At 59.3% G+C, this 25,676-nt stretch carries 24 protein-coding genes and 1 tRNA gene; 11 read left to right on the forward strand and 14 right to left on the reverse strand.

Annotation, left to right across the window (positions count from 1 at the left end):
- The first annotated feature begins 409 nt into the window (after positions 1-409).
- Genes CRD18_RS07720 through CRD18_RS07730 form a run of 3 tightly spaced genes read left to right on the forward strand, consistent with a single transcriptional unit; the run spans position 410 to position 4,286 of the window.
- Positions 410-2,062 carry an ABC-F family ATP-binding cassette domain-containing protein gene (locus CRD18_RS07720; protein WP_049193109.1) on the forward strand — a complete coding sequence of 551 codons (1,653 nt, stop codon included), beginning with the start codon at positions 410-412 and terminating at the stop codon, positions 2,060-2,062.
- On the forward strand, positions 2,059-3,303 hold the full coding sequence (locus CRD18_RS07725) for an MFS transporter (RefSeq protein ID WP_049193110.1): 1,245 nt from the start codon (positions 2,059-2,061) through the stop codon (positions 3,301-3,303). The genes CRD18_RS07720 and CRD18_RS07725 overlap by 4 nt, the downstream gene beginning before the upstream one ends.
- Complete coding sequence (locus CRD18_RS07730) at positions 3,300-4,286, forward strand: IS481 family transposase (protein WP_049193111.1); 987 nt, start codon at positions 3,300-3,302, stop codon at positions 4,284-4,286. Before CRD18_RS07725 ends, CRD18_RS07730 begins: the two co-directional genes overlap by 4 nt.
- A gap of 8 nt (positions 4,287-4,294) precedes the next feature.
- On the opposite strand, the gene CRD18_RS07735 is transcribed toward CRD18_RS07730, so the two are convergent.
- Complete coding sequence (locus tag CRD18_RS07735; RefSeq protein WP_049193113.1) at positions 4,295-5,188, reverse strand: hypothetical protein; 894 nt, start codon at positions 5,186-5,188, stop codon at positions 4,295-4,297.
- Between the two features lie 304 nt (positions 5,189-5,492).
- On the opposite strand from CRD18_RS07735, the gene CRD18_RS07740 reads away from it, so the two are divergent.
- Positions 5,493-6,029: a peptidylprolyl isomerase gene (locus CRD18_RS07740; protein WP_369707163.1), complete on the forward strand. Its 537-nt coding sequence runs from the start codon at positions 5,493-5,495 to the stop codon at positions 6,027-6,029.
- Between the two features lie 695 nt (positions 6,030-6,724).
- Here the strand turns inward: CRD18_RS07740 and crgA are convergent.
- Positions 6,725-6,994 carry a cell division protein CrgA gene (gene crgA, locus CRD18_RS07745; protein ID WP_005511903.1) on the reverse strand — a complete coding sequence of 90 codons (270 nt, stop codon included), beginning with the start codon at positions 6,992-6,994 and terminating at the stop codon, positions 6,725-6,727.
- A gap of 135 nt (positions 6,995-7,129) precedes the next feature.
- On the opposite strand from crgA, the gene CRD18_RS07750 reads away from it, so the two are divergent.
- Positions 7,130-7,801 (forward strand): aminodeoxychorismate/anthranilate synthase component II, encoded by a 672-nt coding sequence (locus CRD18_RS07750; protein ID WP_048731900.1) that lies wholly within the window; start codon positions 7,130-7,132, stop codon positions 7,799-7,801.
- Between the two features lie 3 nt (positions 7,802-7,804).
- Here the strand turns inward: CRD18_RS07750 and pknB are convergent, their stop codons facing one another.
- The 7 genes from pknB to CRD18_RS07785 all read right to left on the reverse strand — a co-directional run bounded on the left by pknB (position 7,805) and on the right by CRD18_RS07785 (position 17,026).
- Entirely contained in the window at positions 7,805-9,862 is a 2,058-nt protein-coding gene (gene pknB / locus CRD18_RS07755) for a Stk1 family PASTA domain-containing Ser/Thr kinase (protein WP_070566452.1), read from the reverse strand.
- 53 nt (positions 9,863-9,915) lie between these two features.
- Positions 9,916-11,400 (reverse strand): serine/threonine-protein kinase, encoded by a 1,485-nt coding sequence (locus CRD18_RS07760; RefSeq protein WP_070604844.1) that lies wholly within the window; start codon positions 11,398-11,400, stop codon positions 9,916-9,918.
- A 2-nt stretch (positions 11,401-11,402) separates the two neighbouring features.
- Complete coding sequence (locus CRD18_RS07765) at positions 11,403-12,839, reverse strand: penicillin-binding transpeptidase domain-containing protein (protein WP_016421755.1); 1,437 nt, start codon at positions 12,837-12,839, stop codon at positions 11,403-11,405.
- The gene (locus CRD18_RS07770) at positions 12,840-14,201 is read right to left on the reverse strand and encodes an FtsW/RodA/SpoVE family cell cycle protein (RefSeq protein WP_016421756.1); all 1,362 of its coding nucleotides are present in this window, start codon (positions 14,199-14,201) and stop codon (positions 12,840-12,842) included.
- The gene (locus tag CRD18_RS07775; protein ID WP_070604847.1) at positions 14,198-15,532 is read right to left on the reverse strand and encodes a PP2C family serine/threonine-protein phosphatase; all 1,335 of its coding nucleotides are present in this window, start codon (positions 15,530-15,532) and stop codon (positions 14,198-14,200) included. The genes CRD18_RS07770 and CRD18_RS07775 overlap by 4 nt, the downstream gene beginning before the upstream one ends.
- Positions 15,529-15,990 (reverse strand): FHA domain-containing protein, encoded by a 462-nt coding sequence (locus tag CRD18_RS07780; protein ID WP_016421758.1) that lies wholly within the window; start codon positions 15,988-15,990, stop codon positions 15,529-15,531. The genes CRD18_RS07775 and CRD18_RS07780 overlap by 4 nt, the downstream gene beginning before the upstream one ends.
- A 136-nt stretch (positions 15,991-16,126) precedes the next feature.
- The gene (locus tag CRD18_RS07785; protein ID WP_049193412.1) at positions 16,127-17,026 is read right to left on the reverse strand and encodes a DUF3662 and FHA domain-containing protein; all 900 of its coding nucleotides are present in this window, start codon (positions 17,024-17,026) and stop codon (positions 16,127-16,129) included.
- Positions 17,027-17,325: 299 nt separating this feature from the next.
- Here CRD18_RS07785 and CRD18_RS07790 point away from each other — a divergent pair.
- Together CRD18_RS07790 and CRD18_RS07795 are read left to right on the forward strand one after the other, a co-directional pair.
- Positions 17,326-17,409, forward strand: a tRNA-Leu gene (locus tag CRD18_RS07790).
- Positions 17,410-18,062: 653 nt separating this feature from the next.
- Positions 18,063-18,878 carry a hypothetical protein gene (locus CRD18_RS07795; RefSeq protein ID WP_187406622.1) on the forward strand — a complete coding sequence of 272 codons (816 nt, stop codon included), beginning with the start codon at positions 18,063-18,065 and terminating at the stop codon, positions 18,876-18,878.
- Positions 18,879-18,916: 38 nt separating this feature from the next.
- On the opposite strand, the gene CRD18_RS07800 is transcribed toward CRD18_RS07795, so the two are convergent.
- The gene (locus CRD18_RS07800) at positions 18,917-19,333 is read right to left on the reverse strand and encodes an iron chaperone (protein ID WP_049193410.1); all 417 of its coding nucleotides are present in this window, start codon (positions 19,331-19,333) and stop codon (positions 18,917-18,919) included.
- Positions 19,334-19,392: 59 nt separating this feature from the next.
- Here CRD18_RS07800 and CRD18_RS07805 point away from each other — a divergent pair, with 59 nt between their 5' ends.
- Positions 19,393-20,775 carry a DHA2 family efflux MFS transporter permease subunit gene (locus CRD18_RS07805; protein ID WP_187406623.1) on the forward strand — a complete coding sequence of 461 codons (1,383 nt, stop codon included), beginning with the start codon at positions 19,393-19,395 and terminating at the stop codon, positions 20,773-20,775.
- Here CRD18_RS07805 and CRD18_RS07810 read toward each other — a convergent pair.
- Positions 20,759-21,451, reverse strand: a complete 693-nt coding sequence (locus CRD18_RS07810) for an AAA family ATPase (RefSeq protein ID WP_070546990.1) — start codon at positions 21,449-21,451, stop codon at positions 20,759-20,761. The two genes, CRD18_RS07805 and CRD18_RS07810, sit on opposite strands and share 17 nt — an antisense overlap.
- Positions 21,448-22,461 carry an App1 family protein gene (locus CRD18_RS07815; protein ID WP_070549586.1) on the reverse strand — a complete coding sequence of 338 codons (1,014 nt, stop codon included), beginning with the start codon at positions 22,459-22,461 and terminating at the stop codon, positions 21,448-21,450. Before CRD18_RS07815 ends, CRD18_RS07810 begins: the two co-directional genes overlap by 4 nt.
- Before the next feature lie 93 nt (positions 22,462-22,554).
- On the opposite strand from CRD18_RS07815, the gene CRD18_RS07820 reads away from it, so the two are divergent.
- The gene (locus tag CRD18_RS07820; RefSeq protein WP_005511827.1) at positions 22,555-22,881 is read left to right on the forward strand and encodes a transglycosylase family protein; all 327 of its coding nucleotides are present in this window, start codon (positions 22,555-22,557) and stop codon (positions 22,879-22,881) included.
- Here CRD18_RS07820 and CRD18_RS07825 read toward each other — a convergent pair.
- A complete protein-coding gene (locus CRD18_RS07825; protein WP_070546993.1) occupies positions 22,878-24,107 on the reverse strand; it encodes an HNH endonuclease signature motif containing protein in 1,230 nt (409 codons plus the stop codon). The genes CRD18_RS07820 and CRD18_RS07825 overlap by 4 nt on opposite strands.
- A gap of 296 nt (positions 24,108-24,403) precedes the next feature.
- Between CRD18_RS07825 and CRD18_RS11220 the strand changes: the two genes are divergently transcribed.
- Together CRD18_RS11220 and CRD18_RS07830 are read left to right on the forward strand one after the other, a co-directional pair.
- Positions 24,404-24,547 (forward strand): N-acetyltransferase family protein, encoded by a 144-nt coding sequence (locus tag CRD18_RS11220; RefSeq protein WP_370551046.1) that lies wholly within the window; start codon positions 24,404-24,406, stop codon positions 24,545-24,547.
- Positions 24,526-24,765, forward strand: a complete 240-nt coding sequence (locus CRD18_RS07830; RefSeq protein ID WP_370551048.1) for an N-acetyltransferase family protein — start codon at positions 24,526-24,528, stop codon at positions 24,763-24,765. The genes CRD18_RS11220 and CRD18_RS07830 overlap by 22 nt, the downstream gene beginning before the upstream one ends.
- On the opposite strand, the gene CRD18_RS07835 is transcribed toward CRD18_RS07830, so the two are convergent.
- On the reverse strand, positions 24,722-25,639 hold the full coding sequence (locus CRD18_RS07835) for an FAD-dependent oxidoreductase (protein WP_049172575.1): 918 nt from the start codon (positions 25,637-25,639) through the stop codon (positions 24,722-24,724). The two genes, CRD18_RS07830 and CRD18_RS07835, sit on opposite strands and share 44 nt — an antisense overlap.
- Between the last annotated feature and the right edge of the window lie 37 nt (positions 25,640-25,676).

The raw sequence follows: 25,676 nt of genomic DNA on the forward strand, positions 1-25,676 counted from the left end.
GCAAGAACGCCGAGTTACTGACTGCGTTTATGACAAAAATGGCGTGAAAAATGGCTTGAAACTGTCATAAACTTGCACAGTTTCACATTTGCAGCCCGTCTTTCTGAAGTTGTCAGGTTTGCTGCTTAACCAAAAACGCCCGACCGCCTGCGCATCAACTGCACAGAACAATCGGGCGTGAAAAGGCTTTTGGCTATCTAGCTGTACTGACCGGGGACGTTAGTTGACTTGCGTGGCATCGCCCGGGCTCTGTATCCTCGGCCGCATGTACTCAGGCATCGCCTCGATGAAGCTGCGTTCCGTCCGCTGACGGCGGCGGGACCCCTTATGACCTCTCGTCTGCCGTCCTGGCCATCTGCCGGGCGGCCGCTTCGTGGTGCCCGGCTCCATGACGAGCTGAAAGTACGCAATGCCAACCACAGAACCTTTACGATCATGTGCCTGGATCGGGACATCCCAAGGGCCCGCTGCACACATCCGCGCTGAATCACTCCACCTGACACTCGGCGACAGGCCGCTGCTGAGTGGGACTGACGTCACCGTCTCCACCGGGTCGCGACTGGCGATCGTCGGCGACAACGGCCGGGGCAAGACCACCTTGCTCCATATACTGGCGGGGATCTTGAAACCCGACTCGGGAGTGGTGACCCGGGTGGGTTCCCTCGTCCTGGTCAAGCAGGACATGGCCACCGAGGGCGATCGCACGGTCGGTGACCTCATTGCCGAGGCGACCGCCCCATCCAGGGCCGCTCTGCAGGCCCTCGACGTGGCTACCGCGGCGCTGGCCGCGGGCGATGACGCGGCCGACGCTTATTCCGCCGCACTCGAGGCGGCCACGCGGCTGGACGCCTGGGATGCAGACCGCCGTGTTGACATCGCCCTGGCGGGCCTGAACGCCTGTAGCGACCGCGATCGGGTCCTGTCGACCTTGTCGGTCGGCCAGCGGTACCGGGTACGGCTGGCGGTCGCCCTCGGATCGACCCCTGACCTGTTGCTGCTGGACGAGCCCACCAACCACCTGGACGCTGCAGGGCTGTCCTTCCTGACTGAGCGCCTGCGGGACCACCCCGGTGGCCTGGCCTTAGTCAGCCACGACCGCGCCCTGCTGCGCGACGTGGCGACCAGCTTCCTGGACCTCGACCCGACCCGCGATGGCCTTCCGCGCACCTACGCGGGCGGTTACGAGGGCTGGATCGAAGGGCGGCAACGAGAACGGGCCGCCTGGGAGCAAGACCATGCCGCCCAGGTCGCCCGGCATCAGGAACTGACCCGCGCCGCCGCCGACGCACGCTCCCGCCTGTCCCAGGGTGGATGGAGACCTGAAAAGGGCACAGGCAAGCACCAACGTGCCACACGCGCTGCTGGAGTGGTCCAAGCCTTCAACCGACGTATCGAAGACCTGAAAAGTCATGAAATCGGCGTCCCGGCGCCGCCACTGCGTCTTGCGTGGCCCGCCTCGGCAACCCGTGCCGGACAGAGCATCATGAACGCCACCCAGGTTACTGTGAAGGGCCGATTGGACGCTCCGGTTTCGGTCGACGTGAACGGCGGTGACCGGTTGGTGGTCACCGGACCGAACGGCGCGGGAAAATCCACCCTGTTGGCACTTCTCGCAGGGCGGCTGGCCCCCACCACGGGACATGTGCGAGTTAATCCGAGAGCGCGCATCGCTCTGCTGTCCCAAGAGGTCCCCGACTGGGACCGCTCCAGCCCCGCACACGAGGTCTATGAGGCCTACCTGGCGAAGCTAGGCCGTCGAGCTCAGGCGCCGTCCCTCGGCTCGCTCGGGCTGCTCGAAGCCTCCGCAACCGGCACGCCGGTGGGGCGCTTGTCGCAAGGACAGCAACGCCGTCTCCACCTGGCCATGTGTCTGGCCCAGGATCCAGACCTGCTGCTCCTGGACGAGCCCACCAACCATCTGTCATCGAGCCTCGTCGACGACATCACCACCGAGCTGCTGCAGACCTCCTGCGCGGTGATCGTTGCCACGCATGACCGTCAGATGCTCCACGACCTGGCCGACTGGCCCCACCTGAACCTTGACCTGAAGGACATGCCATGAACCCGCTTCACCCCTTGACCATCCCCACGTACCGTCAGCTGTTCGCAGCGATGGTGCTGACCATCTTCGCCCAGGGTGCCTGGGCCCTCTACCTTGCCATGCAGACCCTCGACCTGGGCGCCACGCCAGCCGCCCTGTCGGGTGTCGTAGTCTGGAGCGGCATTGGCCTGCTTGCAGGATCCCTCCCAGCTGGCGTAATCGCAGACCGGTTCCCCAATAAGTCCGTCATCGTGAGCGTGCTCACCCTGAACCTCACCATCGCGACCGCGACGTCCACGGCAGCAATCCTCGACATTGTCACCTTCTGGATGCTCGCGGTCTCCGCGTTCATCATTGGCACTTCAACCGCATTCTTCTTCCCCGCCTACACGGCGCTGGTGCCAGTCCTGGTGGACGGCGACGACTTAATGGCCGTCAACGGCCTCGAAGGCGCCGCCCGCCCGTTGGTCGGACAGGCAATTGCGCCCGCCGCCGTCGGAGCGGTCATCGGTGCCAGCATGCCCGCCGCGGGCGGGTACCTCATCGCCGGCGCGCTCGGACTCGCCCTGATCGCCGCCCTGCGGCTTCCTGCCCCTTGCTCAGCCGAGACCGACGCCGAAGCTCCGGCCACCTCTGCGCTGCGGGACCTGCTCGACGGGTTCGGCTACGTCGCCCGCACGCGCTGGGTTCGCTCCAGCGTGCTGTTGGCGGCCGCCATGGGCCTGGCCGTGACCGGTCCGCTGGAAGTTCTCCTGCCCGCGGTCATACGCTCGACCCATGACAACGGTCCGGCTGTGTACGGAGTCGTCCTCGGAGTTCTGGGCGTCGGCGGCCTGGTGGGTTCCCTCGTCGCCGGCTCATGGCCCACCCCCTCACACTTCCTGCCCGTAATGGTCGGCGCATGGGTACTCGGCTGCCTTCCACTGGCCATCCCCGCACTCACCAACAATCCGTGGATCATCAGCGCCGGACTGGCGGTCTACGGTGCGTCGATCGGAGTCGGGATGGTCATCTGGGGCACGGTCCTGCAGGAACACGTACCGCTGGAGATGCTCGGCCGAGTCGCCAGCCTCGACTTCTTCATCTCCATCGCCTTCATGCCACTGTCCATCGCACTCACCGGACTCCTCAGCCGACACATCGCCGCTGCCAGCTTGTTCATCGCCGCCGGACTCGTGCCGCTCGCCACGACGATCCTCCTTGCAGTCCTGGGGCAACTCCGAACGCCGCGGACGACGCCCGTCGCAGCAGGTGAGGAGTGATGCACGCCAACGCCACCCTGACACCTCGCCACCGGCTCAAGGTGGCCCAGCTCGTCGTCGACGACGGTTGGCCCATCAGCGAAGTCGCCGCCCGCTTCCAGGTCTCCTGGCCGACCGTGAAGAGGTGGGTCGACCGCTATCGCGCCGGCGAGTCGATGCAGGATCGCTCGTCCCGGCCGAAGACCTCACCGAACAAGACGGACAAGGCGACGACGAAGCGGTGCGTCAGCCTGCGGATACGGCTGCGTGAGGGCCCCGTGCAGCTCGCCGCCCGACTCGGCATCGCGCCCTCGACCGTCCACCGCATCTTGGCCGGTGCCCGACTGAACCGGCTCTCCTACATGGACCGCGAGACTGGCGAACCGATCCGCCGGTACGAACACCCCCACCCCGGCTCCCTGGTCCACGTGGACGTGAAGAAGCTCGGGAACATCCCCGACGGCGGCGGCTGGCGCTACGTCGGCCGCCGCCAGGGCGACCACAACCGAACGGCGACACCGGGTAAGCCGAAGAGCAAGTGGCACAACCCCAGGCTCGGGTACGCGTTCGTGCACACCGTCATTGACGACCACTCCCGCGTCGCGTACACCGAGGTCCACGACGACGAGACCGCCGTCACCGCGGTCGGGGTCCTGCATCGGGCTGTGGCGTGGTTTGCCGATCGCGGCGTCGCCGTGGAGCGGGTGCTGTCCGACAACGGTGGCGCCTATCGCTCGCACCTGTGGCGGGACACCTGCGAGGCCCTCTCGATCACCCCGAAGCGGACGCGTCCGTACCGGCCGCAGACCAACGGCAAGGTAGAGCGCTTCCACCGGACCATGGCCGACGGGTGGGCCTACGCCCGCTGCTACACCAGCGAGCAAGAACGACGCGACGCCCTGCCGGATTGGCTGCACCAGTACAACCAGCACCGCCCGCACACGGCCTGCGACAACCAGCCGCCGTTCTCACGATTGATCAACGTCCCCGAGCAGTACATCTAGCCGCCTATTTACTTCTTGCGAGCCTGACCCGGCTTCGGAGCCGGCTTGGACGGCTTGGAAGAGATCTTCTTAGCGTCGTCAGCGTTCTTCTTCTCGGTCTTGACCTCGTCGACCTTGATTTGAGCCTGCTTGGAAGCCTCTGCGGCCTTCTCCTCAGTGGTCTCCTTGGCCTCAGCAGCCTTGTCCTTGGCCTCGTCGGCCTTGTCGGCTGCCTTGCCCTTTACCTCTTCAGCCTTTTCCTTAGCCTCGGAAGCCTTCTCTTCAACGGTCTCCTTGACCTCTGCGGCCTTCTCTTCGACCTTGTGCTTAACTTCCTGGGCCTTCTGCTGGTACGGAGCTGGGTCAACCGGGAGCTTGTCGTCCTTGCGCAGCTTCCAAACAATGACACCGACGATTGCTGCAACAACAGCGAAGACCAGGGAAGCGGTTGCGATGCGACCGTTCTTGGCGCGCTGCTCTTCCTTACCGGTTACCTTGTCGATAGCCTTCTGGGTACGCACCTCGAGGTCCTTGCGAGCCTTCTTGGCCTTCTTTTCAGCCTTCTTAGCCTCGCAGCGAGCCTTGCAACGGGTCTTCTTGCCCTTGCGCTTAGCGTCCTTCTCGGCCTGCTTCGCAGCCTTCTTAGCCTGCTTCTTGGTCTCCTTGGACTTCGTCTCAACCTTGCCGGTCAGTTCTTCGGCCTGCTCAGCGAGCTGATCGCGGGCGTCGGAAACCTTTTCCTTAACGTCTTCCGCCCAATTGGTTGCTGCGTCCTTTGCTGCCTCGTTCTGTGCAGCTGCCACCTTCTTAGCCTCCTGCATCGTGTCGTAGAGCTCTGCAGCCTTCTTGTCCCGGTAATCCGAGTAGCTGTCGTAAGCGGACTTCAGTCCCTTGACAGCCAGCGAGATTGCGTTGGGGTTCATGACTCTCCTTTATTAGTGCGTCGCCAACAGGCATCGCCTTTAATTCTCAATCAATGATTAATACTGCTGCGGCGCCAGTGCCTCTGAGACCAAGATGCTTCTAAGTCCAAGAGCTAGGGCCCAGATAGGCCTAGCGCCGAAATATTTGCAGCAGGCTCACATTCCAGCTTAGGCACTATTTGGCCTCCATGGGGGTCAACGAAGAACTCTTTTCCTTATCTTGAGAAACGTTTTCGCTGGTTTCTGCCACGGAGAAACTCACCAGTAGGAGCAATTGGCCACCAAGGTCGGTATCCTAAGGAATGTGACTATTAAGACTGCTACTGCAACTGTGCACACCAACCATGGCGATATCGTGATTGACCTGTTCGGCAACCACGCGCCGAATACCGTCGACAACTTCATCGGCCTGGCAGAAGGCACCAAGGAGTACAAGGGGCAGAACGCCTCTGGCACCGAGTCCGGCCCGTTCTACGATGAGGCCATCTTCCACCGCATCATCGCTGGATTCATGATTCAGGGTGGTGACCCGCTGGGCACCGGCACCGGCGGCCCGGGCTACATGTTCGACGATGAGATCCACCCGGAGCTCCAGTTCGATCGTCCGTACCTGCTCGCTATGGCAAACGCCGGCAAGCGCGGCGGTCGTGGCACCAACGGTTCCCAGTTCTTCATCACCGTTGTTCCGACCCCGCACCTCAATGGCGCTCACACCATCTTCGGTGAGGTCGCTGATGACGCCTCGAAGAAGGTTGTCGACGAGATCGCTCGTGTGGCTACGGATCACTGGGATCGCCCGCTGGAGCCGGTCGTGATTACCTCCATCGACATCGAGAAGTAATCCGCTAGCTTCTACGCTCTTTAACCCGTCCGGTTGTTCCGGGCGGGTTTTTTCATGCCCATTTTCGCTTTACGACGGCCCGTAACTTCAATGTTGTGTTTAGGGGTAGTGGGGGTAGTAGCACATCGTGTTAATTCTCCACATGTCCACAGCCCTGTGGACAAAATACTCCACTGTTCACCTAGGTGAACACGGGCCAAGAAGCACGTTACGGGTCCCAATTTTCACAAATTACAACAATTCACAGTTGTCCACAGACTTGTGCACATGTGTGGATAATTCCATTCTTGTAATTTACGAACCAGCGTTCGAAAGTGGTCGAACTCCGCAGAATATTGGAGTTACGCATAACTTGACTTGCAACTATGTTACTTGTTCACAGAGTTATCCACAGGCTGTGGATACTGTGGACACAGGGGATAGAACCAAAGTTGTCATGCTTTACGGTTTCTGTCACGTAACCCGTGAGAAATTTGGGACGAAATCTCTCCACAGTTATCCACAAATTACATGATTGTTACACAGGTTTCTGTGGATAACTTTTTTGCGTGATCAGTAGGAGGGAAATCCTCATTCGCCGAAAAACGTGTGGGAAACGGGGGTATTGACGGGGGTGAATTGACCTGGGTTTTTAGGCATGAAAAAGGCGCATCCAATAATGGATGCGCCTGAGGAGTGCGGTGTATTAGAGCTGACTAACGCCAACCCATAGTCATCAGCAGACCAACAATGAAAAGACCAAAGCCGATGACGTAGTTCCATGCGTTCAAAGTCACCATGAACGGAATATGCGGACCCGCGATGTAGTTGACCAGCAGCCAGCCCAAACCAATCAGCATGAACCCGAACATCAGCACCTTGTACCACACCGGTGTCTGAGTGCTATTGATTTTGACCGGGGTACGGCTGACAGAGGAGCCACCGGATTGTGGTGAATTAGTGCTTTCAATCTTTGCCTTAGGCATAGCGCTTTAAACTCCTTAGGTTGTGGTCAGCAGGTTGCGATCAGCGCGGTATCTACACTCCCGCGGTATATGCATAATTGTAAACTTTGCATCCGAACTTACCAGTGAAGTTCGCAGGCAGTAGAATTCCCAGTTATGCAGATTCTCGTCGTCGATAACTATGACAGCTTCGTATTCAATCTGGTCCAGTACATAGGCCAGCTCGGCGAAACGGTTACTGTCTGGCGCAATGATGATGCGCGTCTCCGCGATGTTGACGACGTCGTAAAGCAATTTGATGCAATCCTACTGTCGCCCGGTCCCGGTGAGCCGTCCAATGCGGGATGGACAGAGGACATTATTCGCGCGGTGAGCAGGCAGGACGAGCCGACACCGGTGTTGGGTGTGTGCTTGGGTCACCAGGCGATTGGTGAGGTCTTTGGTGCGCAGGTCGTGCGTGCCGACGAGCTGTTGCACGGCAAGACCTCCCCGGTCACTCATGACGGCACGGGTGTTCTGGCCGATGTGCCCAGTCCTTTTATTGCCACGCGCTACCACTCGTTGACGGTGGATCCGAAGACGTTGCCGGAGGAACTCATTGCCACGGCATTCACCGATTCGGGCATGCTGATGGCGATGCGCCACCGCGACCTGCCGATTCACGGCGTGCAGTACCACCCGGAGTCGGTACTCACCCAGTACGGGCACCGCATGCTGGTCAATTGGCTGCGACTGGCCGGCGGCGAGTACACCGAGGAACTCCTGGCGGAGTTGGAAGAGCAGCAGGCGGTGTACCAGCGCGCCTTCTCAGACGTGCTGGCACACTAGCCGCTAGTTAGGCAGCAGATCCGGCAGCCTTATGGGAGGTTCCGGAGCAGGCCGTTCCTCTGAAGAGCTCTCCGGGGCGACCCCCAGCCGGTAGACGCGTAGGGTGACCTCGCCGTCCTTGTTGAGCTTGGATCCGGCCGACGGGTTGGCTTTCTCCACGTGGTCGACCTTGGACAGATCCAGCGTGGTGACTTCCTCGGTGCGGATAGTTCCCTCGAAGCCGGCATCGGTGAGTGCCTTCTCCGCATCGCGGAGAGTCTGGCCCTCAACTCGTGGCATCTTAATTTGGTTGCCGCGCGAAACGTGCAGCTCGACAGTCGTTCCGACGGTGAGCTCCGTGCCCTTCTGGGGAACCTCAACAACGGTTCCCTGTTCCTCAGTGGAGTCAACCTCCACCACCTCGACAACGAAACCAGCGGACTCGAGGGTCGTGCGGGCGGAATCCAACCTCTGACCAGTGACATCCGGAACAGTCTTGGTCTCGATACCGGAGGAGACAGTCAAAGTTACACGGGTTCCCTTCGACACCTGAGAACCGGCAGCTGGAGACTGCTCGATGACATTGCCGCGCGGAACGTCCTCACTCGGTTCCTCTTGCAGCTTCGGATTGACGACAAGCCCCGCCTCCTCGAGTAGGCGGCGAGCTTCCTCGGCCTGTTTGTCGCGTACATCCGGCACATTGGTCAACTCTGGGCCCGAAGATACGCGCAGCTTGATACGAGATCCCTGCGGCAACCCCGATCCGACGCCCGGTTCGGTGGCAATCACCGTGTCTCGGGGCACATCTGGGTTCGGCTCGTCGACGCGGTTGACCACGAAACCAGCCTGCTCGAGAACCTGCGTCGCCTCATTGACATTTAGGCCCTCGACCTGCGGAATGGCAACGGTCTCGACCTCGGTGGACGAGTTGAAAAGCTGGTAGGCGCCGTAGCCGACACCGCCAAGAGCGACCAGCGCAGCAGCCGCCAGTGCGACAGTCTTTCCTGCGCCACCCTTCTTTTTCTCAGGCTCGTCAGTGTTAGCAATCTGAGCAGGGGCTTCCGGTTGGGCAGCTGCTCTCTCCGGTTCCGGAGCAGGGACAGGGGCCGGGGCCGGAGTTGCCTGCTGTGCAGGGGTCACCCGGGTCTCAGCATCCGATGGAGCTGCCGGAAGGAATTCGGTGGTCTTCGCATCGTCGTCATGCGCGCCGTGGTGCGCCAGCGCCAACGGATCCTCGCCGCGTGCAAGACGACGCAAATCCTGGGCGAAGTCCTCTGCAGAGTCGTAGCGCTCCATCGGATCCTTGGCCATCGCGGTCAGAAGCACCGCGTCGAGGGCCTGAGCCGTGTTTGGGTCGGTGTTGAGCTTCCCCGAAGGCCGCGGCGGCTGGTCCTGAACGTGCTGGTAAGCGACAGAAAGAGGGGTTTCGCCGGTGAACGGCGGGGCGCCCGTGACGGCCTCGAAAAGTACGCAGCCGACAGCGTAGATATCGGAACGGGCGTCGGCGGTCTTACCGCGCGCCTGCTCCGGCGAGAGGTATTGCGCGGTACCCAGCACCGCCGCAGTCTGCGTCATCGTGGTGGAATCACCGAGCGCGCGAGCGATGCCGAAGTCCATCACCTTCACCTTGCCGGTGTTGGTCAGCATGATGTTCGCCGGCTTGATGTCACGGTGAATAATGCCCGCATGGTGGGATGCCGTCAGCGCATCACACACCGATGCCATGATCGATGCGGCTTTCTTCGGGTCGAGCCGCCCCTCACGACGAACAAGATCACGCAGGGTCTCGCCCTGAATCAGCTCCATGACAATGAAAGGCACGCGCCCCATCGGGCTATCCGTCTCGCCGGTGTCGTACACCGACACGATCGACGGGTGATTCAGCAGCGCTGAGTTTTTCGCTTCACGACGGAACCTTGCGAGGAAGTTCTCATCCCTGGCAAGGTCGGCCCTCATCATCTTGACCGCGACAGAGCGACCGAGAACAGTATCTTCAGCGCGGTAGACATCGGACATGCCGCCAACGCCAATGAGCTCGCCGAGCCGATAACGGCCGGAGAGGAGATCGTCATTGCCAGACATTGTTCGTCAGTCCCTTCGGAAGGATTTCCACCAAAACATCTTGTACCTGAATATTACTGTGCATCTGGAGTCCCCAAGGTATTACCGGAGTCATTTCCCAAGGGCAATTGAATACCGGGTAGACCACCGCCACTGGAGTCGTCGCCACTGTTGTCGCCACTGTCGTTGCCCGAATCCTGAGTCGGTTCGGACGTATCCGGAGCGGTCTCGCTGGTGTCCTGCTCAGTGGAGCTGTCAGAGGCACCGTCATTGTTGCCGCCGTAGTTTTCACCAGAGTTGCCGCCGTCGTTATTTCCCCAGTTACCGGAATTGTCGCCCGACCAACCGTAACCAGAACCGTCGTTGGGGTCGGTGTTTTCCTCTGTGGTCTGCTGCTGTGACTGGTTCGGAATGTACTGCTCCAAGTTCGGAATGGTTGGCAGTGAACCGGTAGTCGACAGCGAATAGACGACCGCGATAGCACCGGCCAGCAACACTAGCAGCACCAACAGCACAATGCTGCCGCAGCCACAACCGCAGCCGCTGCGCTTCTTTGCCGGCTTACGCTGTCGGGCGGGTTGCTGCGGTGGCCGCTGCGGTTGCTGCGGTGGCTGCGACACCGGCATGGGCGGTCGCGTCATGGCACCGAGTTCGGTGGTCGCCGGGTTGGCAGCGTTGGATTGACGGTGCACCGTTGGGGTCACACCACGCGGCTGTGGTGGGCGGTGCCCCGCGCGCACTCGCAAAACAGCCTGTGCCAGCTCACGGCCATCGGCATAGCGACGCTGCGGATCCTTGCGCAGCATAATGCCGATAAGTTCGCGGATATGCGGATTGACCGTCGGCGCCAACGCAGGTGGTGCCTCGTTGATGTGTGCCACGGCAACCGCGACGGTGGAGTCGCCCTGGAAGGGCCGGGCGCCGGCCACCATTTCGTAGGCGACACAGCCAAGCGAGTAGATGTCTGTCGCCGGACTCACCTGTTTGCCCTGTGCCTGCTCCGGTGAGACATACTGCGCGGTACCGACGACCATGCCGGTACGCGTCAGAGGCACCGCTTCAGCGGCTTTGGCAATGCCAAAGTCGGTAATCTTCACGGTGCCCTCCGGCGTCACCAGGAGGTTGCCCGGCTTAATGTCGCGGTGGACAAGGTTCGCAGCGTGAATTGCCGACAGGCCGTGTGCAGTCTGCTCTAGCACGTCGAGCATCAGGTGCTCTGGCAGGGTGCGACGTCGCTGCAGCACCTGCGACAGAGATTCGCCACGGATGTACTCCATGACGATGTAACACGCGCCGTGGCTGCCGATGTCGCCTTCCTCGTAGGTGACAATCTTCACCACGTTTGGGCTGTTGACGCTGCGCGCAGCGGCGGCTTCGTTCTGGAAACGCTGCCGGAACTCGTAGTTGTCCGAGTACTCCTGGTTCAGAAGTTTGATTGCAACCAGTTCGCCGCTGGTGGCGTCGTCGGCAAGCCAGACGGTGGACATGCCGCCACGGCCGAGCAGACGGCGAACGTGATATCGGTCGCCAACGATGTCTTGAACTTGGTGGGCATCCATGCTTATCGACCCGCCTGTTCGACCGCGTCAATGAGTGCACGGCCAATCGGGGCAGCAACGGAGGCGCCGGTAGCGCCCTGGCCCTGGCCGCCACCGTTTTCCACGACGACAGCCACGGCGACATCGGAGTCCGGCGCGAAGGCGATGTACCAGACGTGCGGTGCGTACTCGCCGCGGACAGCACCGTGTTCCGCGGTACCGGTCTTGGAGGCAATACGCGAACCGTTACCGCCCGAGTGCGACTCGGAGCCGCGCATCAGCTCAGTTACGGTCTCCGCGACCTCCGGCGAAATCGCCTCGCCGGCTTCAATCGGCTTAAAGGACTTGATTTCGGAGAGGTCGGCACCGCGCACCGATTTGATGATCTGGGGTTCCATGCGCACGCCGCCGTTGGCAATCGTGGCGGCGATGATGGCGTTGTCCAGCGGCGTGAAAGACACGTCGCGCTGACCAATGGAGGTCTGACCCAGCGAGGACTGATCCGGAATATCACCGACAGCGGAGGGCTGAATCGGCAGGCCCGCGTCATCGTGGGTCTCACCGATGCCGAATCGCTTAGCGACGTCCTTGAGCGCATCGGCCCCGTACTGCATACCGAGCTCAGCGAATGCCGTATTACAGGACTGCGCGAAAGCCTGGCGGAGAGTTGTAGTAGCCCCACCACAGGTCGAGCCACCGTAGTTCTCCAACGTAGTGGTGGTATCCGGCAGCGTAATCTGCGGTGCGCCAGTGACCGAGGTGTCCGGGGAAGCGCCTTGCTCCAGTGCCGTGACCGTGGTCAACACCTTGAAAGTGGAACCCGGCGGCAGCGGACGCTGAGTGGCGTGGTTGAGCAGCGGTGCGCCCTCATTGTTATTGAGGGACTGCCAGGTACTCTCGTCGCCGGCGGCGATGTCATTCGGGTTGAACGACGGTGTGGAGGCCATCGCGAGAATTTCACCCGTCGATGGGCGAATGGCGACGGCGGAGCCGACGTAGCCGCGTTCAGCGAGTTGTTGGTACGCAGTCCGCTGAGCGTTCGGCAACAGCGTCAGCTCCGTGGAGGCCCCAGAGGGTTCCTTGCCCGTGACCATGTCGAGGGCGCGGGAGGTAAACAGCGAAGGGTCGCTGCCGTTCAAGATCTCGTTCTGAGAGCGTTCGATACCGGCGGAGCCGTAGATGTCCGACAGGTATCCGACCACCGCGGCATATGCCTCCGGGTCGGTGTCGTAGCTGCGGTCATAGAAGCCGCTCTCGCCCTTGACCGAGTGGGCCAGAATGTCGCCGTCAGTGGTGATTTGGCCGCGAGGTTTGGACTTTTCCTCCAGGAACTGGCGGCTATTCAGCGGATTGTGGGCGTACTTATCCTGCTGGAAGCCCTGGATGTAGGTCAGGTTCGCCAGTAGAAGAACGAAGAGTCCGAGAACGACAACAAAGATTTGGCGAATGGTTTTATTCATCTACTGGTTCACCTCCTGAGATGCGGTGGCATTGTCGTTGAGGCCCGAAGGGTTGCTTGGAATACCCCAGGGGCGGTTGGCCTCGTCAGAGACGCGCAGCACGATGGCCAACATGATGTAGCTGGCCAGCAGTGAGGAACCACCGGCTGACATGAACGGAGTAGTCAGACCGGTCAGCGGCATCAGCTTGGAAACACCGGCTGCAACCACGAACAGCTGAATGGCCATCGAGAATGCGACACCGGCCGCCAGCAGCTTGCCAAAGGAATCACGTACCGCCAAGCTCGCCGAAATACCGCGGGAAATCAGAATCGCGAACAGCAGGATGATGGCACTCAGGCCGGTAAAACCGAGCTCCTCACCAAAGGCCGAGAGGATGAAGTCAGAGTGTGCCACCGGAATGTTCTGTGGGTAGCCCTGGCCCAGACCGGTGCCACCGATGCCACCCCAGCTCATGCCGAACAGACCCTGGGAGAGCTGGTAGCCACCCTCGTCGTAGGAGCCCAACGGATCCAGGAAATGCGTGACTCGCGCCTGAATCTTGTCCGAAACCATGTAGACACCGACAACGCCGACGGTCACCAGCACCATGCCGATGATCAGCCAGGAACCACGACCGGTGGCAGCGTAGAGCATTGCCAGCACAGTGCCGAAGAGCACCAGCGCCGGGCCAAAGTCATTCTGCAGAGCCATGATGACGGTAGCGATGCCCCAGATCAGCAGAATCGGACCCAGGTCGCGAACACGCGGGAAATCAATGCCCAGGAAACGCTTGCCCGCCACATTGAACAGCGAGCGCTTATTCACCAGCAGCTGAGCAAAGAAGATCAGCAGCATGACCTTGGCAAACTCACCCGGCTGCATGGAGAACGGGCCGATGGAAATCCAGATGCGGGCATCAGCATTAATCGACGACGGCCACACCAGCGGTAGCGCCAACAGAATCAAGCCGCCGAGACCCAGCAGATACGAGTACTGCGACAGCGAGTGATGGTTGCGCAGCAGGACGATCACGCCGATAAACAGTGCGACACTGAGTACGGTCCACATGATCTGGTTGCGCACCAACGAGGTGTCATTGGCCAGGTCGAGGCGGTGAATCATCACCAGCCCCAAGGCATTGAGCGTTGCTGCAACCGGCAGCATCACCTGATCGGCGTTGGGCGCCACAAAGGTCAGCGCGATATGCGCCACTGCAAAGATCACAAAGAATCCGCCAATGATGTAAAAGACATCTGCGGTCAGAGAGTTGCCCTGAGCCAGTTCCAGTGAAATTAGTGCCAAAAGCAACAATCCTGCCGACAGCAGCAGCAGGAGCATTTCCTTCATCCGAAGCTGTCGCTTCGTGGTAGTTTCACTCATTTTCGCACCTGCCTACAGTTGACTCCTGGCTTCGAGCCCAGCTTTTCATCCTTCTTGTCATCGTCGGAAACGGACAGACATACCGGCAGTGCCGACTCCGCCAAACGGCCAATCTGGTCGCTGACACCGTCGTAGGAATCAGCCGGCAGACCTTCCAGCGAATTGCGTGCCGCCGGTGAGAGATCTTCCGGCGTCATGATGTGGCAGTCGACCTTCTCCTTCGCCGTCCCAGCCGGAGGAAGCTGAACTTTGTTGTCATCGGTCAAACAGATGAACTGATGTGGCTCTTGCAGATCGAAGCCCAGCAAACTGCCGGGCACGCCGTGCATCAGCTGCACCTGCCCGTCGACCACCGCGAGATGGTACATCGACTCCTTCTTCTGCCAGCCCCAAATACCAAGGCCGACCAACCCGGCCACCAGCACCAGCACCACAGAAATAACTAGCCACTTGCCCTTGGAAGCTTTCTTCTCCGGCGCCGAAGTCACTGCAATTTCCTGCGACTTCCGCGGGCGGAGTGCCGCCGCGCGTCCCGCTGACGTATTGGGGCGGGGGAGTTCCTCCTCCGCACTCTGTAGGGCACCGGCCAGGGCGGGCTCGTAAGGCGTGCGTGCCGACGAATCGACAACATCGGCAACCACCACGGTGATGTTATCCGGACCACCGGACTTCAACGCGTAGTCAATGAGCTTGGTAGCGGCCTCGTCCGGAGTGCCCTCCGAGAGCACATCCTTGATGGTGTCCGCGGACACTGGATCGGATAGACCATCCGAGCACAGCAGGTAGCGATCGCCCTCGTGAACATCGCGATAAGACAAAGTAGGCTCCACCGGGCGACCGGTGAGAGCCTTCAAAATCAGTGAGCGCTGAGGGTGAATTGCCGCTTCTTCTTCGGTGAGATTGCCCTCATCCACCAGGGACTGCACATAGGTGTCATCCCGGGTAATGCGGATGAGCTCCCCGTCGCGCAGCAGATAGCCACGCGAGTCACCGACATGGCACATGCCCAGGCGGGTACCGTCGAAAAGCAGAGCAGTCAGCGTAGTGCCCATGCCTTGCGTAGAGGGGTTCTGCTCAATTTCATCCGCGATGGAGTTATTGCCCTCCATGCAGGCGCTGCGCAGGGACTCGAGCAAATCGGGGCCGGGCTGATCATTGTCCAGCCGAGAGACGGCCGCAATCATCAGCTGAGATGCGATTTCTCCGGCGGCGTGGCCACCCATGCCGTCGGCAAGCGCGAGCAGACGCGAACCCGCATAGGCGGAGTCCTCGTTGTTCTGTCGGATGAGGCCGCGGTCAGAGCGGGCCGTGTAATTCAGAGCAAGACTCATGGTTGCAACCTCAAAGTTGTACGGCCAATACGAAATTCCATACCCGAAGCCAGGCGTTCCGGCTGTTCCACGCGCTGGCCATTGAGGAATGTGCCATTGCGGGAGTCCAGGTCTTCCAGGTACCAGATGCCGTCGCGGTTGATGACGCGAGCGTGCTGGCCCGAGGCGAAGTCATCGTTGAGGACGAAGGCATTCGACTCTGAACGGCCAATAGTGATGTCGCGTTGGTTGTTTAGGTTCATGCGCGAACCCGCCAGCGGCCCGGAGGTGACAAGGAGCTGATGTGGAGTCTGCGAGCGCTGGAAACGCTTGGCCGGAGCACTGCTGGCCTGCCGAAGTGGGCGCAGCGGAGCCGAGCCTGTTGTTTCTGTACGCAGGGTGCGAAGCGTCATCCAAATGAAAAACCACAGGACGACCAGCACGCCGATGCGCGAAAGCAGAAAAACGATAGCTTCCACGTCCGAGGAACCTCCTTATGTAGAGCTGGTGGGTCCGCAAACCGAACACACGGACGTAATTATTCCAGGAATGTGTCGGCAAACCTAGGGCAGTGGCATGTGAACCTGGTGAACCTCACTACTTAGCGGATCTGAATCAGCGGATCTGAACTTCGAGAACAGAATGTCCTAGCGAGATTTCGTCGCCGTCGGCCAGCAGCCAGTTCTCAATGGGTTCGCCATTGACAATGGTGCCGTTGGTCGAATGCAAATCGACGAGCACAGCGTCCTGGCCATCCCACGTGATCTCGGCATGCTGGCGGGAAACACCAGTATCCGGGAGGCGGAAGTCGGAAGCGGTGCCGCGGCCGATGATGTTCGAACCATGGCGCACCTCAAATACGCGCGAGGAGCCGTCCTGCAACAGCAGGGTGACGGTCTTTTCCTGGGACTGGTCTTCACCCACGGCCGCGCTGCTCAGCTCAGTTGCAGCCTCTGGGTCGACCGCGGGGATGGGGCGGGAAGCGGTGGGGAACTGCTCAGCTTCCGGCTGCGGGTGGTAGGCGGCAGAGGTCTCTGCAGCTTGGGGTTCATCATCGCTTTGCGACGGGGCTGCGTCAGTGTTGGCATCATCGGCACTGTCCTCGAATGGGACGAACTCCGAGGTGCCCACGGTGTCCTCGGTGAAAGTGCTGGCCGTCTTCAACTGGCCGGTGTGGAGAGACTCCACTGCCTGCAGGTGGACGCTAATGGAACCGGTGAAGCCCCAGCCGTTGTTACGGCAGTAGCGTGTCATGCGGTCAGCCAACTGATTCGGCAGGTTGGGCTCGGACGCAGAAAGGTTCTTGTAGTCGGCAGCGCTGATGCCAATGCGGAAATCATTGGGTGCCAAGTACTGACCGTTGGCGTCCTGCATCAGGAAGTCTTCAATTTCCTGCTTCAGGCATTCTTCTAACTCATTCGGGACAACCTTGCCGCCGAACACGCGCGCAAAGCTGTTATCGAGCCCGCGCTGAAGCGAGCTATCAAGCTTGCGGATGCGTCCTAGGAAATCCATCTGACTAAAGAAATTCGCCTTCTCCCGCCAAACCGCGGCGGGTTACGTGAAAAAAATGTGCACAAAAATTATCGATACTTAAGCAACAGTATAGAGCCCTACACCTTCAGTTAAGGGCTAGGAACTGCTGAGGTTTATCAAATAGTGACGACGGTTGTGGGGGAAGTTGCTATTGCTAAGTGCTGAAAAGGCGTTTTAAATTCCGTTGGAAAGTGCTTGAAAAGTGGTGAAAAACGCGCGCTGGCCTGGGGATTTGGTGGTGTATTAGCGCGGGGTGTTATAGTTCTATTCGTTCCCACGGGCGAGTGGCGGAATGGCAGACGCGCTGGCTTCAGGTGCCAGTGTCCTTTACGGACGTGGGGGTTCAAGTCCCCCTTCGCCCACAGTGAAGATCCTCGGAAGTGTAAAAGCTTCCGAGGATTTTTTGTTTGTGGTGGGGGTTAGCATGGGGGTTGGATTGAAGCAGGGGTGGATGCTGAGCCGAGGTTGTTGGCTTGTCCTGTAACCCTCCTTTAACCCTGTCCGGCACTTATGGCCAGGTTTCGGGGACTTATCGATGTATTTCTCTCACTTATCGATGGATTCTCCTGACTTATCGATGGTTTTTCGGCACTTATGCGCACGCTGTGGGCCAGGCCCTCTCACTTGTCGATGCACTATTCACTTGTGGACACGCTACAGCGCATCGATAGGTGAATAGCGTGGCCACAAGTCGTCGGATGCGTGGGCCAGCGAGCATTGCAGCCAGCTCGCGAGAAGAAATGTAGAAATCTCAAAACTCATTTTGTATTGAAAGTAGAAGAAAACTTGAATAGTTTTGAGATGAGCATGAGGGCGGTCGGCCCCCATCTGCGACATTGGTATAGCGGTGTTCAGTCATGAATTTGGCTCACGGCCATATTTTAACGATTGTTTGGTACCTGTTTATATCGTGAAAAATCAACTCAAGAATGTGTAAGAAATATTAAGAGAGAGCTTGCATGGTGAGGAATCTTCTTCCGAGGAAAGCCTGTCAATTCATAGTCGGAATGTAGGCATGAAAATTATATTTAGAGCAATTCTGGTTACCGCAATTATTCTTGAAGCAGTTCTTTTCCTTCTTATGAATGTGGTATCTGGTTTGCCGGGTTGGGTATTCCTGTTACCACTTGCCGTGGTGGTTGCGGCTTTTCTCTTACTGTTTGGAGGTATGTGGCAAGACTATCTCAGAAATGGCAGGTCATGGGCTGCTTCGCTGTCCGAGACGTCAAAGAAATTTGGCGTACCTCGAAAAATACTAGCGTTACTCGTTTCGGAAGTTGGTTCGCTGCTAGCTGCTTTCACCTTTTTTAAGCCTCAGAGAAATGTCGACAGTGAAGTCAGATCCTTCACTGTACATAGAAACCTTCGAACTGTTGTTTTTATGATACTGGCGCTGAGCGTTGCAGAAATAAGCATAGTGCATTTTGCTATTTCTAATGCATTTTGGCGATATTTATTTCTGGTAATTAGTGTTTATGCCGTAGTTCTTTTATCTGGATTTTACGTAACTGTTCGGGACCATCCCCATCTAATAACACCGCAAGGACTCGTACTGCGAAATGGGCGAAGGCTTATTTGTGAAACTCCGTGGTCACACTTACGTCATGCGAGCTCCGTAACGGCAGGTGAAGGAGGGGACGTAGCAATTGACGAGCACGGCAATCTCAGGGTGCCTGTTTTGAGTGAAGTGAACGTCAGGTTAGAAGTCGATTCGCAGGTCGTGGCAGAAGATCTTTACAAGGGACCAATGATGGTTTCCTCGATTGAGATTTACTGCGACGACAAAGACACATTCCTGCGCGATCTCGCTGAGAAAAGGAATGCTCATTAAGTGCTTGGTAGCTTCCAGGGCTGGTAATCGACCCCGACCTATCGCCAGAACTTGGTCATCCCGCGCTTGTCCTCCATGTTGAACTCGATCATCTTGGCCAGCAGGTCGAGCGGCATCGACTCGGCTTTGCCGTCCTTTGGCCAGGGGAAGCGGACCATCATTTTTCCGTAGGAGAGGCCGCGGGCATCGAACTCGTCGGAGAACTTTTCAATACCAGCGCGTTCCGGGGCGATCGCCATGTGTTTCTTGGCGTAGGAGAAACCGATGATAAAAGTGCCATCGAGCGTGAACATCGGCTGATTCCAGGCAATGCGAACGCCGAGTTCCGGGTACTTTTCGTGAACCCATTCCAACACCTCGAGAGCGACAGCACGCTGCGTGTCATCATCTACCCGCGAGAGGTGATTGGCGAAGAACTCGGCGATGGTTTCATCGGTCATATGCTGAACAGCCATAGCCTGGATTTTACTGTGCCATCAACTAACACCCGAGCCATCAACTAACATAACTCCGAGTGGCTACAGATTTGAATACTCAGTTTGATCCCAAAAAGGCGTGGCCAGCGCTATGGACCGTGTTACTCGGCTTCTTCATGATCCTGGTCGACGCCACCATTGTCACCGTTGGTATCAACACCATCCAGCATGAACTGGGCGGTGAGCTCAACCAGGTCATGTGGGTGACCAGTGGTTATCTGCTGGCCTATGCCGTGCCGTTGCTCATTACTGGCAGGCTCGGTGACCTCTGGGGAGTCAAGCACACCTATGTAGCGGGCCTGGTTATCTTCGTGTTGGCGTCGCTGGCGTGTGGGTTGGCGCCGTCGTTAAGCATGCTGATCATTGCCCGCGTGGTGCAGGGACTGGGGGCCGCGCTGCTGACGCCGCAGACGATGGCGCTGATTACGCAGATGTTTCCGCCGGCGCATCGCGGTGCGGCGATGGGCCTGTGGGGTGCGGCGGCCGGAATTGCCTCGCTGACAGGGCCGCTGGCCGGTGGCGTGTTGATTGAGCTGCTGAGTTGGCGCTGGATTTTCCTCATTAATGTGCCGATTGGGCTGATCGGGCTCGTTTTTGCGTTCCGCTATCTGCCGACCTTTGAGACGCACCGCAACAAGATTGATTATCTCGGTGTTGTACTCAGCGCGATTGGTATGTTCCTGCTGGTCTTCGGCATTCAGGAGGGGGAGAGTGCCGGCTGGTCCGGTTGGATCTGGGCACTGATTGCCGGTGGCGTGGTGGTTCTTGGACTATTCACCGCGTGGGAGGCCAAGACGACGGCCGAACCGCTGATGCCGCTGTCCCTTTTTAAGGATCGCAACTTCACCATCTCCTCGCTGGCCATTGCCGTGATGGGCGCGCTGGTGGTCGCGGTTGGTTTCCCGATCATCCTCTTCGCCCAGAATGCCCGCGACCTATCGACCATCCAGGCCTCACTACTGCTCGTGCCGCAGGCGCTCATTTCCGGTGTCATGGCGCCATGGACTGGGCGAATGCTGGACCGGCTGAAGTTCCGCGAGTTCGCGCTGATCGGTTTTGGGTCCTCGCTGGTGGGCATGCTCGGGTTCCACTACCTCATCCACGAGGACCTCTCCGTGCTGTGGCTGCTACTGCCGGGCGCCGCATTCGGTGTGGCAAACGCGTTTATTTGGGGCACGCTGTCGACGGCTGCTACTCGCAACATCGACCCGTCCCTCGCCGGTGCCGCCTCCGGTGTGTACAACACCATCCGCCAGATTGGCAGTGTGCTGGGTAGCGCACTGATTGCCACCGTCATGGCGGCGGCGCTCAGCAGCAACCGTGGCGACTTCACCACCGCCATGAGTGACGCGATGTGGTTGCCGGTGGCACTGTCGGCCCTGGGTGTCGTGGCGGCGCTGGGGCTTAAGAATCCGACGTAAAACGCTCCACCATGTAGTCCGCGATGCCGACCGGATCGGCCAGGAAATCCCTGGTCGCCCGTACCGCGAGGGTGTCTTCGAAGTGGGTGGTGTCGGCGTCGTCAAGCGAAATAATCGTTGCTTCTGGCGTGGCGAGCAGGATGGGGGAATGCGTCGCCATGATGATTTGTGCGCCGGCTTCCGCGAGCGCGCCGAGGCGGCCGAGGAGCTCCAGTTGGCGTAGGACCGACAGTCCCGCCTCGGGTTCGTCAAGGAAAATCAGTGATTCGGGACTGAAGCGGCGTTCGGCCAGCGTCATGATGGATTGGCCGTGGCTCATCTGGGTGAGGTCTGCCATTTCTCTGCCACCTGGTAGCTGCCCAAGCGACTCGTAATAGCGCGCGAGGTTCAGGTGCGCGTCGCCGCGAAAGAAAAACGTATCCGGGGGATTGCGCCTGGTCAGCGCCAGTGGGACCGGGGAGGTGCGCTCTTGCGTCTTGTACCGCGAGCCGCCGTCCGTATCGACACCCATCGCCGACGCTAACGCCTCCAGTACCGTCGACTTTCCCTTGCCGTTTTCGCCGGTCAGGATGGTAATCGGCGTGGTGAAGGTCATGGGGAAGGGCAGCGCGAGCTTTACGACGTACGCCGGGAGCTCGGCATCATCGTGAATACGGGCATGGCGGAGGTAGATCATGGTTGCGGCAGCTGGTCAATCTGTTTGAGCAGTTCATAGCCGTCGGCGCCCTCGATGAACGGGACCTCCTTGTTCTCCAGCTTTTCAATTGGCACCGCCGTGCCGTGAGAGAGCACGTGCTCGCTGGGAGTGAGGTTGCGGATTGCGATGGCCGCGACCTTGTCCGGATGCTCCGCCGCGGCCGTGCCGTAGATGAGCGGGTCGTACTGGCCATCATCGCCGACGAGAATCCAGTTGATTTCGGGGAAGTCAATAAACAGGTCGCGAAGTCGCACCTTCTTGTGTTCCTTGCCCGAGCGGAACAGGCCGGTGGGCGTTGGCCCCCAATCGGTGAGAAGCAGTGGGCCCTTCGGCAAGTTGTTGCGGTGCAGGAACTTTTTTAGTGTGCTGAAGGTGTTCCACGCTCCGGTGGAAAGGTAGATGACGGGGACGTCCGTGTCCTCGTCCGTTTTGCTCGCGTAACGACGGCGAAGTTGCGCATAGAACTCGCCGAAGCCAGCGACGGCCTTGCGCTCATCTGTCTCCTTGACCCAGGAGTTGTAGGCGGCGATGAGGGCGCGCGGCAGCATAGTGACCAAAACGGTGTCATCAATATCGGAGACGATGCCGTATTTGGTCTCCGGGGAGAGGATGAGGACCTCTGCAGGAGTGTCGTTGATGGTGATTTCGTGCCAGCCGGGTTCCAGGCCGTGATTCCTGATTAGTACCTCGATATAGCCGTTGCTATCCGTGGTGGTTTCCACCGTGCGGTCGCCGGCAGTGATGGTGACGGGAAAGTCCGCGAGTTCGACGGTAAAGAACTGCCAAAATCCGCGTTTTTTGTTTCGTTCTTCGTCTCGTTTTTTGGCCGGATCCTTCAGGAGGACACGGCCGAATACGCGCACGCGCTCTGCATTTCCGTACCCGGTGAAACCGATGATTTCCGGTTCCCAACCAGCGTTTTTGGAACGCTTGGCGGCCAGCGCGTTGATCCTTCTCTCGGTCTTGCGGACGACATCTGCCACGGACATGCTTTCCAGGATACGGGTTGACAGGACGGGGGAGGGTGCGCGTAGGTTGGTCGCCCAAGAGAAAAGTCAACCCTTTAGGAGTGTTCTCTTTTTATGCGTTTTTCCGGTAAGTTCATCGCATCCGCCGCTGTGGCAGCAGGCATGATTGCTGCCCCGACCGCGGCCGCTAACGCTGCATCAGTTAGCGCCTGGGATCAGGTTGCGGCTTGTGAGTCCGGCGGAAATTGGCAGACCAATACCGGTAACGGCTACTACGGCGGACTGCAGTTCTCGCAGCAGACCTGGAGCGGCCACGGCGGTGACCAGTACGCACCGACGGCTGACCAGGCCACTAAGGAGCAGCAGATTGAGATTGGCGAGCGCGTGCTTGCCTCCCAGGGTGCTGGCGCATGGCCGAACTGCGGTGGTCCGCTGGGTTAATCCTCCCCATCATCAAAGACCAGATCTGGCACAGCCGCGAATGACAGCCACCACTTCATGTAGTGGTCATGGCGTGCTTTCGTCTTCTGGGTAGCGCGTTTGTCAAAAGTCTGTCGGCCGAACCCGGCTAATGGTCCGGCCGGGACGGTCGCCGCGGTAACGCCGTCGGCAGAGGACCACACCTCTGAGCCGTCCTCATAAGCGGTGATATCCCAGAGCTTGTGGGTTTTCAGGTTGTGGTGCTTCCTGCATAGGCAGTGCAGATTCTGCGTGTCGGTGGGACCACCGGCTTCGGGGTCTTCCTGGTTGTACGGCGCGATATGGTCAATATCGCACTTGTACGCTGGGACTTCGCAGCCGGGGAAGCGACATGTTCCATCGCGACCGTGGACGCGGGCGACCTGCGCTGGAGTTGGGCGGTAACCATTGGTGGCGCTGTCTGCTGAGAGGCGGACATGCGTCACCTTTTGCATCCACTCCTCCGTGACCAGCGCGCCTAGCCAGCCGGCACCGTCCAGCCAGGCGTCATCACTGTGGGGCTCGCGGAAAACATTGAGCACAACTTCCGCATTGGTGCGCTGGTGGATGAGTTCCACAAATGCATCCGCCTGCGTCATTTCCTCATTCGCGCGGAAGACCGTTTCAATTGCGCACATGGCGAAATAGGCGCGGTCCGGCCGCAGTGTGAGAATGATTTGGGAGTAGCTGTCGGGACGTTCCACCAGAGTCACCGATTCCGTGTCGGTGATGGTGGGAATTGTGCCGTCGGCGCGAGCACGGTCATCCAAGTCCGCAGCAATATCACCAATTTTGGTGGTGAGCGTGCGAGGACCAATCATTGCTTGACGACGCTTCCGTGGCGTAACCAATGCCAGAATCTTCTTCTCTGCATCGGGTATTTGATCAGGCTCGATGCCGACTACGCCATGTGCAATGATGCCGAGTTGCCGCATGGATAATGCGCAGCTTTCCCGGGCGTATTCCGCCAACTGTGGCATTTTCTCCAGCAACAGGCCAATGTCACAGATACGCAGTGCTTCACTGCGGGTGATTCCCAGCCGAATGCTGATGCGAGCGGCATGGTTTTCAACGTCATCATCACCTGCAGGGCAGCAGGCTTCAATCAACTCAAGTTGGGCGCGGTTGGTAGCCCGCGCGAGTGCTGAGAGCTCATCTTCAGGATTTTCGTGAGCCCAATATGGTTCGGGTACTTGTTCGGACTTCATTGGATCCCCCTGGTGCTCCAATGGTTGTCGGTTTTCTTTCGAACTTACTTGCTATCATACGGGCATGTTTCTAGTTTGTAAAGAGAAATGAAAAGAAATATTGGGGAGTTTTCGAAGATGGTTAGCCGACTATAAAAGCACATGTTACCTGGGTGTTTGTGGGTTGTTCGCGGGGTAGCGTACCAAAATACAAATAAAACACCCGTTCGAAATTGAAAGCTTGGTAATCTCGCTTTCATAAAAGCGGAGTTGTAGAAAACAGCACAGAAACAGCGCAGACAGCGGGGAGTAAAACCATGATCATCCGACAGGCAACGCGGGAGGACGCCGCGGCAATCGCGGAGATCTACAACGAAGCCGTAATCAACACCGTCGCCATCTGGAACGATGACACGGTCAGTGCGGAGACTCGCATCGCATGGATGGAGGCGCACTGTTAAGCGCGACCATCGATGCTGCTCGTGAGGCGAGAAAGCACGTCTTGGTTGCGGCGATTGAAGGCAGTAACGAGGGGTCGACTGCGCTGCACAAAAAGTATGGCTTTCAGCGTGTTGGGCTACTGCCGCAGGTGGGGACGAAGAACGGGCGATGGTTGGACATGCTGTTGATGCAGGTCATGCTGACAGACGGGCAGCCACCCGCTCGGCCGCGCGCTTAGCAAAGGGGCCAACACCCATGATCGTGGCGGCACCGGGGCCAACCCAGTCGCCGTAGCCGACGAACTCGATGAGGTCAGAGTCGATGCTGCGGAAAGGGTCGAGCGCTGGGCGGAAACCGGTGCACCAGATGAGGTGGTCCGCGTGGACGTCGTCAAGCGAAGAAAACATGGGTGTCCAGGTGAGTGCGCCGGAGTCGCGGGCTTTGCGGACGGGCGGTAGGGCAACGATGTCGCCAATGCTGTCGGTGGCGCCCTGGCGGTAGCGTTTGAACAGGACGCGGCCGTCGACGTCGTCGGGCATCCAGCGTGGTTCGTGGCGGGTGAACCAGGTGGTGTCGATGCCGGAAAGCACCAGTTCAGAGGCTATTTGGGCGCCGGAGTTCGCCGCGCCGACAACGGCAACGCGGGAGCCTTCGAATGGCTCGGGACCTGGGTAGTTGGCCGAATGCCACTGTTTCGCGGAGGTCGTGCCGGGGTAATACGGGACGAAGGGCCGGTTGCCGGTGGCGGCGATGAGCTGTCGGGATTCGAAGTCGCCGGCATCGCTGGTGAGCTGGAAGGTGCCGTCATGGGAGACGTGCGTGACGGTGACCGGGCGCTGGACGCGCAGTTCGTAGCGCTTTTCGTAGGAGCTGAGGTAGTCAATCACGTGGGAAGCGGGCGGGAAACCGTCATAATCGGGCATCTGGATGCCCGGAAGGTTGGAAAAGTCCGGGGTGGAAAAGAGCGTCAGTGAGGGCCAGACATTGCGCCAGGAGCCGCCGGGAGCGGGCTGATTGTCCAGAATGAGCGGATCAATGCCGCGTTTGTGCAAGTAATAGGCGGTAGCGAGGGCAGCTTGGCCGCCACCGACGATGATGACATCCTCAAGCATGCTCCCAGCTTAACGACGAGTGCCGCACCTCGAGCTG

Source organism: Corynebacterium sp. LK31 (assembly GCF_014335015.1).
In the GTDB taxonomy this organism is placed as follows: Bacteria; Actinomycetota; Actinomycetes; order Mycobacteriales; family Mycobacteriaceae; genus Corynebacterium; species Corynebacterium jeikeium_D.